This is a genomic window from Adonisia turfae CCMR0081 (assembly GCF_011009555.1).
GTDB lineage: Bacteria > Cyanobacteriota > Cyanobacteriia > Phormidesmidales > Phormidesmidaceae > Leptothoe > Leptothoe turfae.
In genome coordinates, this window is record NZ_QXHD01000004.1 from 1,218,875 (window position 1) to 1,228,555 (window position 9,681).

At 45.8% G+C, this 9,681-nt stretch carries 5 protein-coding genes and 1 pseudogene; 3 read left to right on the forward strand and 3 right to left on the reverse strand.

What is annotated here, in order from left to right; translation table 11 throughout:
• Position 1: 1 nt before the first annotated feature.
• Positions 2–988, forward strand: coding sequence for a ParB/RepB/Spo0J family partition protein (locus DXZ20_RS09330; protein ID WP_163697789.1), 987 nt, complete (start codon positions 2–4; stop codon positions 986–988).
• A 275-nt stretch (positions 989–1,263) separates the two neighbouring features.
• The gene (locus tag DXZ20_RS09335) at positions 1,264–2,397 is read left to right on the forward strand and encodes a formylglycine-generating enzyme family protein (protein WP_163697791.1); all 1,134 of its coding nucleotides are present in this window, start codon (positions 1,264–1,266) and stop codon (positions 2,395–2,397) included.
• Between the two features lie 707 nt (positions 2,398–3,104).
• Here the strand turns inward: DXZ20_RS09335 and DXZ20_RS09340 are convergent.
• Positions 3,105–4,226: a hypothetical protein gene (locus DXZ20_RS09340; protein ID WP_163703449.1), complete on the reverse strand. Its 1,122-nt coding sequence runs from the start codon at positions 4,224–4,226 to the stop codon at positions 3,105–3,107.
• 891 nt (positions 4,227–5,117) lie between these two features.
• Here DXZ20_RS09340 and DXZ20_RS09345 point away from each other — a divergent pair.
• Positions 5,118–6,920 (forward strand): hypothetical protein, encoded by a 1,803-nt coding sequence (locus DXZ20_RS09345; RefSeq protein WP_163697793.1) that lies wholly within the window; start codon positions 5,118–5,120, stop codon positions 6,918–6,920.
• Positions 6,921–7,055: 135 nt separating this feature from the next.
• Here DXZ20_RS09345 and DXZ20_RS09350 read toward each other — a convergent pair whose 3' ends face one another.
• Together DXZ20_RS09350 and DXZ20_RS09355 are read right to left on the reverse strand one after the other, a co-directional pair.
• Positions 7,056–7,853, reverse strand: a complete 798-nt coding sequence (locus DXZ20_RS09350; protein ID WP_163665674.1) for an HAD-IIA family hydrolase — start codon at positions 7,851–7,853, stop codon at positions 7,056–7,058.
• 1,215 nt (positions 7,854–9,068) lie between these two features.
• A pseudogene (locus tag DXZ20_RS09355) lies at positions 9,069–9,681 on the reverse strand (EF-hand domain-containing protein); the annotation flags it as partial.

The following is a 9,681-nucleotide window of genomic DNA, read 5'->3' on the forward strand; positions in this document are numbered from 1 at the left end:
GATGGCTCGCATCAGTAAACGACCCATGGCGACCATGTTTAGTGGTGCCTTAAATGCTCAAGAGGGTGAGACGATTGCCCAGCTGAAGGAAGAAATTGAAAGTTTGAAGTCACTTTCTGGGCAGTCATTTAGATTACCGGTTGCTGATATTCAACCGCTCCAGCTCCCAGGGAGGTTAAAGCAGCCTCGACTTTATTTTGATCCGCAAAAGATGGAGCGGCTTAAGGAGTCGATTGCGAAGCATGGTGTGCTGGAACCAATTTTGGTCAGGCCTGGTGCTAGGGGTAAATATGAAATCATCAGTGGTGAGCGGCGCTGGCGCAGTTGCTGTGCGTTAGAGATGGAATCGGTCCCGGCTATTGTGCGGGATATGCCAAATGCGATGGCATTGGAAGCCGCACTGATCGCCCACTTGCTGAATGAAGAAATTACGGCAATTGAGCAGACGGAAAGTATTTTAAGTTTACTGTCATTGCACCTGGATATCCCGATTGAAGATGTAAAGGCAGGCCTTTATCGGGTCAAGAATTCACGTTCCCGAGGCGCTGAGAATTCTAGAATTTTCAGCGCGGATGAGCTGAAACTAATCGCTGAAATCCTTGGTGAGTTTGGGATGAAGCTTTCCAGTTTTGTTTCTAATCGGTTACCGATGTTGAATTTGGCCCCTAAGATTTTAGAGGCAGTACGAGAGGGGAAGTTATCACCTACGAATGCAGTGCTTTTGAATCGTCAGAAGCCTGAGTTACATGGTGAGCTGGTTGAAAAAGCAGTGGGTTTGACTAAGCAAGATGTAATGGCTTTGGTGAAAGAACTTGAAAAGGAACAGCCAGCGAATAGTTCACCGGTATCATTATCTATTTCTGATCAGATCTTTGATCGTTTTAAGTCTGTACGCAAAAAGAAATCACTACTTGAATCAGCAGAGGTACAGAAGCGTCTAACGAAAATCAATAAGCTCTTACAAGAGATCGAAAAATTGAGTGTCTAAGAATTCCAGAATTTTCAGATAATCTAGCTAAGCAAATTTAGCAGAAGCCGAAGTATACGAAGCAAAAGCACCTTGGTCTCATGGGGGTACTTAACCCAATGCCTAAAGTTGTGCTTGAAACGGTATCAGAGCAGAGAGTTTAAAGGGTTAACGATTTATTGAACGTTATCATAGTTTTTTGCGTCGGTGTTTCCGCTGGTCTAAGTAGGTGGGGTAGGGAAACTTAGGAAAGAAGAAATGTGAGTAGTGTCCTTCAAAAAACTCAGGAGCAAATAATGGAATTGCCGCAGACACCACAGCATAAAAGACAGTCGAAAACTCCAGAAGCCAGCATACTACCTCAGTCATCTTCACGACGAGATATGTTGAAATTTTTAGGATTTGCTGTAGTGGGAAGTGGAACCACTTTAGGTAGTCAGCTACTCTTACAAGGCTGCAACACAACAAAAACAGAAGACCTTGCACCAGACATTTCAACAGAAACAACAAGCAATTCTCTAACCCAGGAAACAGGAACCCAGACCACCGCTAACACCCCAACAGGTGAACCCTTACAACGATTTGACTTTGAATCAGTCAAGGTCGATGCCAAGGGGCAGATCATCCAAAGGCCCTCAGGCTCAGTGGAATATTTTGATGAACCGTTTCTGTTGGGCAAACTGGGGAATGCTCTGCCGCTACGGATGGTGAAGATACCAGCAGGCAGCTTTACAATTGGATCACCAGAAACTGAAGAAGGCAGAGACGACGACGAAGGGCCACAAAAACAGGTAACAATATCGAGTTTTTACATGGGAATGTTTGTTATCACCCAGCGGCAGTATCAAGAGATCATGGGAGAGAACCCTTCACGCTTTACCCAAGATGGAGATAATCGTCCTGTAGAGAAAGTTTCCTGGAACTCCGCAGATACTTTTTGTCAGCGCTTGAGTGAACAGACAGGTCGCACTTATCGCTTACCTAGCGAAGCCGAGTGGGAGTACGCCTGCCGGGCAGGAACAACTACTCCGTTTTGTTTCGGAGAAACGATTACGACTGAAATCGCTAATTATTATGGAGAAGATACTGCTGCCAAGGGTACTTATGGTGCAGGCCCCAAAGGGGCGTATAGAGAATCAACTGTCCATGTAAATTTCTCTTCGCCCAACGCTTTCGGTTTGTTTAACATGCATGGCAATGTATGGGAATGGTGTGCTGAAGACTATCACAATAGCTACAACAATCTTCCATTAGATGGAAGCATCAGGTCTTCTACTGATAGCTACTCAGATGCTTTTAAGGTACTGAGGGGTGGATCGTGGCACTACTCGCCGAGCTACAGTCGCTCGGCAAGCCGTCTCCACGATATACGTCCATACCGTTCTGACAACGTCTTCGGCTGTCGGGTGGTCTGCATGCCCTCCACATAAGAGAGTAAATAGCTTGCTCGGATCATACCGAAGGTTCCTCTGAGCCTACACACTTTATTTCTCTTCCCCAATACTTTTCCCCAACTCCACATACTGCCAATGCCAAGGCTCCCTATCCCCCTACGAGTTCTCCTTCAGACACGACAGCTCAAACACCCCTCAATCCAGGTATCCTTACACCTGCGATCGCAAAAAGCAGCACTCCCCTTATCAAAATTCTCAGGCTGCAAGACATCATCATCATCCATCCACGCTCATTATCCATCCACGCATTTAAAGTGTCCGCGTCTGGCTCTGAATTTTACCTCCAGCAGCTTCATAGCATCCAAGGTCTGGCACTACCCCATAGATTAACGCGCCCCTAGTCGCCCGAATCACTAAAATTCACCCCCGTCGCCGTCGCACCCACATAACGCTATGTACGATGCCTGTTCTATAACCGTTCGCTCAACGGTCAAACTAGATATATCATTCATGGTGAAATCCTTACTTTGCAAGGGTTATAGCTTCGTTTGTCCGCCGTTCAATTTAGTTCGACGAGTGTTCGAAGATGAGACCTTTGAACGGTATGGATACCAATTTACCTGCGAGGGTAAGGATGATACCGAATCTATCTGGAGCGTAGAAAAACTTTAGACAGAGGGTCAGAAATCAAAAGAAACGGCTGCTATGACGAAAGAACCCAGTAATTGATAACGTGATCTTCGCTACTTATTAGAAGAAGCACTAATCTTCTCTGCATTAATTTGAAACTGAATCAACGCATTTTTACGTTTACCAGGAAGTTCTTGAGCCCCCATCAAATACCCCCCACTCCGCAGTTCCTCAACCGTACGCCAAAATAACTGATTGTTACGAGACGAATTGCTACCCAACAGATCAAGATTTTTGAACAGATAGCGCTTAGAAATTGTCAAAAACTGACCATCTTCCGGAGAGTCCCACTTTAACCGACTAGCAAGATAGAGCAACAACTTGGTTTTGTAATTATGTTTTGCACTTCCACCCAAACGCTGAGTCATGTCGAGATTATTCGCAAAGAGAACATAGTCTCCTGTACGGGCTGGCCCTTCAAAAAATTCCAAAGACACCGTATAAGCATCCGCTAACTCATAGGTATAGTCTGCAGCCTTATCCAGATCAAAGTCACGCGGCACATTGTCCACTTCAAACTCTTTGATCCGCAGAACATTTTTGATCGTAACCTTAGCACCCAGGCTATCTCCTTTAGGCAGAGACTGAGCAAACACTAACTCCGTACGATGCAATGCCATCAAATCACAGTGGAGCTGGGACCGCAGCTTAGCCGGAAAACCGCCATCCTTAGTACGCTTATAGCCCATAGCTTCTAATAAATCATTAGAGCGAAAGCTGACACCAGGACGATTACCTTCTTGGGCCGCAGCTCTATAAAGATAAAGCACAATTGAAACCTGACGTGGGTTGAGAAATGTCAGCAGTGCAGCAATCAACCGCTGCATTCGTCGGTCTTGGATTTTCTCTAACCCCTTAATTCCTTCCCCGAGATACGCCTCGAGATCTAAACTGTCATATTGCTCCTTAAGCTCTTCCCATTCCTCTCCAGATAGGTCTTCGATAGGAATTCGGCGAGTGACAGCAACTTCACTAGCTTCATCTGGATCTGCATCAACCCGCATCTCCAGGTAATAGTTTTCACCATCTGTTCGTAACGTTGGCAAGTTGACATCTGGATTTCTCAATGAGGCTCCGGCTCGCGGAAGAACCCGTAAGAGCTGCCCATCGACTGGAAACGTCGTATCTTTTGCAGCATCCTTAGTTGTCGACAAGACCGCCACCGTGGGAAACATCAGCCACATGATAAAGGGCTTTTCCCAGTTCTTAAACCCTATAACTTTCGCGTATGTTTTTTGAATAAAACCCCATAACTTTCGCGTATGGATTTGCCTATCCCTTTGCCGTATGTGAGGCACCAGAGCCTATAACTTTGGCGTATGGATTTGCCTATCTCTTTGCCGTATGTGAGGCATCAGAGCCTATAACTTTCGCGTATGGATTTGCCTATCCCTTTGCCGTATGTGAGGCACCAGAGCCTATAACTTTCGCGTATGGATTTGCCTATCCCTTTGCCGTATACCGTTAAGTACAGTTCAACTGAAACAATTAATTCAAAGTATTTCTCAAATAGGGCCTATAACTTTGGCGTATGGATTTGCCTGTAACTTTACCGTAGGCAATACATTAAAGCCTATAACTTTCGCGTATGGATTTGCCTGTAACTTTACCGTAGGCAATACATTGAAGCCTATAACTTTCGCGTATGGATTTGCCTGTAACTTTACCGTAAATAATGTGCCAGCACTTGTGACTTTCGCGTATCAATTTACCTGTGACTTTCGCGTATCAAAGCCCTATAACTTTGCCGTACTAGGCATTTCCAGCTCTTGAGAACAGCACAGACTAGTGTTAACCTCTCAGGTGCCTGGAAACAGATGAACTACTCAACTGGAAGCAGGTAAACAGCAAAAGCACCCGCCCTTCGCTTTCTTGCCGGTCTGCTAAGAGCTTGGTGCTATCAACAGTCCCCACAAAGTGGGTTTGTTTTGCATGCCTATCGATCCTAGCAACTCTGGTATTGATTTACCAGGGCTGACAATTTGTAGTGGGTTAAATAGGAAAGGAGGTGCACTATCGTAGCCGCCTCTCTAAGTTTTAGCTATGTTCCAGAAAATAATGAGTTTTTGGAACTCTTTCCCCATCGTCACGATTACATCTACGCGCGGCATCCATTACCAGGTAAACGCCCTCAATGGCAAACGGAAAGTCGGCATCCATTATCAGACCGACTGATTGAACAGGGTACTTATTTATATGGTGTGCGGTTTGGGAAGGAAACCCAGTACGCCATGCTCGATATTGATATTGGCAGCGCATACCATCCCCAGCGAGATCCCATTGCCTTTCAAAAACTGACCGAGGCATTGGAACCCTTAGGTCTGGTATCAGCAATCACCTGCACCTCATCCGATAGCCAGGGCCTGCACCTCTATTTTCCATTTTCAGAAACGCTAACAGCCTGGGAAGTAGGCAGTGGCATCACATTAGTTTTGGAAAGTCAGGGATTTAAGGTCACACCTGGTCAGCTTGAAGTCTTTCCCAATGCCCGACTGTACACCATCGAAAGTACACCGAACTTATTTAACGCCCACCGGCTACCACTACAGCGTGGGTCGTATTTACTCAATGATGATCTAGACCCGATCTGGACTGACCAAACTACCTTTGTCGATCAATGGAGACAATGCCAGGGACGCAACAACCTGAGCAATGAGACACTACAGCAAATCATTCGACAGAAGAAACGGCGCAGTTATCGTCTGTCGAACAAGGCCGACAAATTCCTAAACGATCTCAATGCTGAAATTGAGCAGGGTTGGACTGACCATGGGCAAACAAATCGATTGCTGGGTCGGATCACCATGCGCACCTATGTGTTTCACCATGTGATATACGGCGGTGAAACGCTACACGGTAACAGTCTAATCAAAGAAGTTCTAACGATAGCTAAAGCTTTGCCTGGCTATGAGCTGTGGTGTCGTCATCAGCATGAAATCGAAGACCGTGTTTCTGAGTGGGTCAGCTGTATCGAGAAAAGTCATTACTTTCACTATGGAGAACAGTTTGGAAAATACAAATCTAAAAAGGAGAAACCAGACTCTGAAAACACTGAACCCAGCTGGAATCAACGGCAGAGCCAAAAGACCAAAGGCAAAATCCAAGCCGCACTAAAAGAACTCTCAGATAAAAATGAACTGCCAGAACAGGCAACTGCCAGGTTTAATGCCCTTAAGAAATTTGGTATTGGCGGAGGTTCTTTATATCGATATAAAGAACTCTGGCATCCACACTGGAAATTACAGGAAAAATGCTCACATACACCGCAACTTAAGAATGAAAATGAATCTGAACAGTTTGGCCATACTAACGCACCAAACTGTCACAGCTCTACAAGCTTATTACAAGGTATAGATGGTAATAGCAGTGAAATCAATGGCTCTAGCGATCTGAAATCTGTTGCATCTCAGCCAGAGGGTGGTAATCCTCATCGAGAGGAGATTCAGCGCATCCGAGAGAGGTTGTCAAAGGCTCAGATCGTTGTCGATTTACAGGCAGCGCAGGAGGTTGTAGAGGCTGAGGAGATACTGGCCCAGGAGTCTAGAGTAGCCCATCTACAGCAGATGGCTTACTGGTTGACGTTGGATGACCCGATTTTGATGGCGGAGGCCCTGGCATGGTTAAGGCAACAGCCGCCTGAGCTATGTGCTGAGTTATTAGATACAGAGCTGTCAGAGGCGCAGCAGCGGTTGTTAGAGACGGTTGTGGAGATAGTGGAGCAGTTGCAACGGCTGGATTGGGGGCCGAGCAGGATAGGGGAGGAGTTACGATCTCAATTTTCAATACCCTCGCTAGCCCATCTCACGGCTGAACAAAGACAACAGTGGTTATCTTATTTGCATGGCTCCGCCGGAGAGGCTCCGCCCTAGCGGAGCCATGCCCTTCGGGCTATACGTACCCTGACACCGGATAAAGGGATGGGCTTATTGCGATCGCGAATTCTAAAAGATGCGGCTAAGGGGCAAGCTTCGTTACAAAAATTGTCTTTCTCTAAGATAACCATCTTAGCTTGGTACAAGCTGTCCTACTCCAGAGACTTGATAGTTGGGTCGGTAAGCAAAACGAGGGAGATCTTCTGGATGCGTGACACCGCTAAACACTAACACCGTTTCAATCTCTGACTCAATACCCGCAATAATATCTGTATCCATACGATCTCCAATGATTACGGTATCCTCCGGACGTGCTCCTAACTTTTTGAGGCCGTTTCGCATCATTAACGGGTTGGGTTTACCTACACAGTAAGCCTTAACTCCCGTTGTCAGTTCAATAGGAGATAGCAAAGCTCCTGTTGCTGGGATGATTCCTTTCTCTGACGGGGCGGTAACATCTGGGTTAGTCCCAATCAACTTCGCTCCCTTCTGTACCAAAAAGCAGGCATGTTCTAGCTTTTCGTAGCTATAGCTGCGAGTATCACCCACTACCACATAATCTGGAGCTGTATCGTTGATGGAAAACCCCGCCTCATATAGGGCGTTGATTAGCCCTGGTTCTCCCACGACAAAAGCGCTGCCACCGGGCTTCTGCTGAGCTATGAAGGCAGCGGTAGCTAGGGCACTAGTGTAGAAGTTGTTGGTTGACACTTCAATACCCAATCGGCTGAGCTTCTCTTTTAACTCACGAGGTGATCGTTCGCTACTATTGGTCAAAAATAAAAAAGCTTTGTCGTTCTGGTGTAGCCAATCGACAAACTCAGATACTCCCGGTAGTAGCCGATTGCCATGGTAAATGACGCCGTCCATATCGCAAATGAAGGCTTTTTTATCCCGAAGAGGTGTGAGATTGAGAGGTTCAGTCGACATGGCTATTGGCATCTAAGTGGAACACTTTGCATTCTAGAGCTCTGCCGAAAAAAAGGCAGTGTCACCTTGAGGTTGATTAGCGTACTTATGGAAAAATCCGTTCACCCATCGCATTCTCTTGGCCCATAATTGGCCAGGAGAATGCGCATTGGATTGGTTTAGGGGCTGCAGTAGTCTTGGATAATTCGGCTAGCAACACTCCACAGACACAGGAGAAGCCTACGGAATTGAAAGGCAGTTAATTTATTGGGTTGACGTTGCGATCTCCACCATCTCTACCACTCCATCAACCCCGGATCAAAATCACTACTATCCACCGCCTCTGCTGGACTACCCACATCGTCCACATCCTACATCCATGCCTCAAACCGGGCCAACTGACTCAGCGCAATATGGTACGGCAATGGCCGAAAATACTTCAGCCTGCCAGTCGCATTCCGCGATTTAGGTAACGGGTCTGCCCCTTGGCTAGCTATTTACGGTCTTGGTCGGCGCATCAGCTCTTAACCTACGATTGAACAGCCCGATTCTACAAGTATAAAATCACCACTGCTTGCAGTGTCATCAACCACAATATCCTAGAGACCCAACTCACTGACTAGTAACAAAAACTAACAACATTAACGTTTATGTCAGAAAAGAGACATTGATCCACTCAAGCAATATGCTGAATACATGAGCTGAAAAGTTCGTAATCACAACAAAGGAGGTCAACAATCGATATCTCAACAGAATCGTTTGACGGCTCAATACCAGCATCCAAACAGGTCACTGATATTTCTTCTTACTTGCACTAGAGAGCATTGTTTTTAGTCAAGATTACTCTTCTAACAACAACTCTTGAGCGTCTTATCTAATGTAGAAGAGTTCCTCAGATAGATCGTTCTGGGTGCTGTTGTGCTTTAAAACGCCCCTAGACCAGAAGTATCCTTCCTTCCGCTTTGCCTGATGAATAGCGGCGTCATCGGCGGTGATTCAATAGGTGACTCGGGTGGGTGTCGCCCCTGTTTTCGGGCGTTCTGATTGGTCATAGTAGGGCTGTTCGACCACGTCTAACTGCCTCAATCGGTGATAGGGACAGCGGCTGGCTGCAGCAGATAGCGCTAACGGAACACGGGTAATCCAACGCAGTGCCCCTAAGCCTGATCTTTGAACCTAACCTGCGGAATGTACGTTGCTGCACTAGCTTGCTTATATTTATACAAGCAACATGCTCTAAATGCCTGTCAACCATTTTCGCTGGAGACTTTCTAATGTCTCACCATAGATAAAATGTTTAAAGGTTTTACTCATTTCATCTGGAGAAATATAACCATCTTGGTCTAAGTCTAAAGACTCAAAGGTCTTTTCTGCAATACCTTCATCTGTTTTGTATAGGTAATAAAATGCTTTGAGTTCTTCTAGACAAATTTTCCCATCGGCATTAACATCTAGAAATTTGGTAAATGCAGTTGCCAGGTCAAAATCTAAATCCTTAACCATAAACTCAATCCATTCATCTAGACTGACTTTACCATCCCCATTGATATCCATCAGTTGCTGCACGGTGTTCCCCAGTCCGGACCAAAAAGATAACGCTGTTTTATATTCTTTTGAGTCATCTTTCCATCTCCAAACCTGAGCTGATGCATTGACCATTTGCTGGAAGTCGTGGGCCTCAATTTCTCCATTTTGATCATAGTCAAGAATATCAAAAAGTTGTTGTAGATTTTGCTGTCGCTGTTGCATACAAGAGACGGAAACCCTGGACTGCATAATTATACGAACACTCAATAGGCTAACCACAATAATAAGAATTGGGCCAACCCAAAAAGGCCATGAGGTTCCC

Coding starts and splice junctions, on each gene's coding strand:
- DXZ20_RS09330 (WP_163697789.1), top strand. CDS start 2: ATGGCTCGCATCAGTAAACGACCCATGGCGACCATGTTTAGTGGTGCC.
- DXZ20_RS09335 (WP_163697791.1), top strand. CDS start 1,264: ATGGAATTGCCGCAGACACCACAGCATAAAAGACAGTCGAAAACTCCA.
- DXZ20_RS09340 (WP_163703449.1), bottom strand. CDS start 4,226: ATGTTTCCCACGGTGGCGGTCTTGTCGACAACTAAGGATGCTGCAAAA.
- DXZ20_RS09350 (WP_163665674.1), bottom strand. CDS start 7,853: ATGTCGACTGAACCTCTCAATCTCACACCTCTTCGGGATAAAAAAGCC.